Genomic DNA, 475 nt, shown 5'->3' on the forward strand with positions numbered 1-475 from the left:
TTCAGCGCCGATGGTAGTCGGGGGTTTCCCCCTGTGAGAGTAGGAAGCCGCCAAGCAATTGCACGTTAGTGCAATTATGGAGGATTAGCTCAGCTGGGAGAGCATCTGCCTTACAAGCAGAGGGTCGGCGGTTCGAGCCCGTCATCCTCCACCATTCTTTATTATACATATCGGTTTGCATATATGCCGGTGTAGCTCAATTGGTAGAGCAACTGACTTGTAATCAGTAGGTTGGGGGTTCAAGTCCTCTTGCCGGCACCACTTTTATATGATATAATACTTAAGTCTCTTGTAAGAAGAGCCATTAGCTCAGTTGGTAGAGCATCTGACTTTTAATCAGAGGGTCGAAGGTTCGAGTCCTTCATGGCTCACCATTTACATGTTGCGGATGTGGCGGAATTGGCAGACGCGCTAGAATCAGGCTCTAGTGTCTTTACAGACGTGGGGGTTCAAGTCCCTTCATCCGCACCATTTC

The 475-nt window shown here is 48.8% G+C and carries 4 tRNA genes; all 4 read left to right on the forward strand.

Annotated features, from left to right (window positions below):
• Positions 1–78: 78 nt before the first annotated feature.
• Positions 79–154 (forward strand) — tRNA-Val (locus tag ACQXR1_RS22170).
• A gap of 31 nt (positions 155–185) precedes the next feature.
• Positions 186–261, forward strand: a tRNA-Thr gene (locus ACQXR1_RS22175).
• 37 nt (positions 262–298) lie between these two features.
• Positions 299–374 (forward strand) — tRNA-Lys (locus ACQXR1_RS22180).
• A gap of 10 nt (positions 375–384) precedes the next feature.
• Positions 385–471: transfer RNA gene (locus tag ACQXR1_RS22185), tRNA-Leu, on the forward strand.
• Positions 472–475: the final 4 nt, after the last annotated feature.

Source organism: Bacillus sp. ATD (assembly GCF_050585765.1).
Classification (GTDB): Bacteria; Bacillota; Bacilli; order Bacillales; family Bacillaceae; genus Bacillus; species Bacillus stercoris.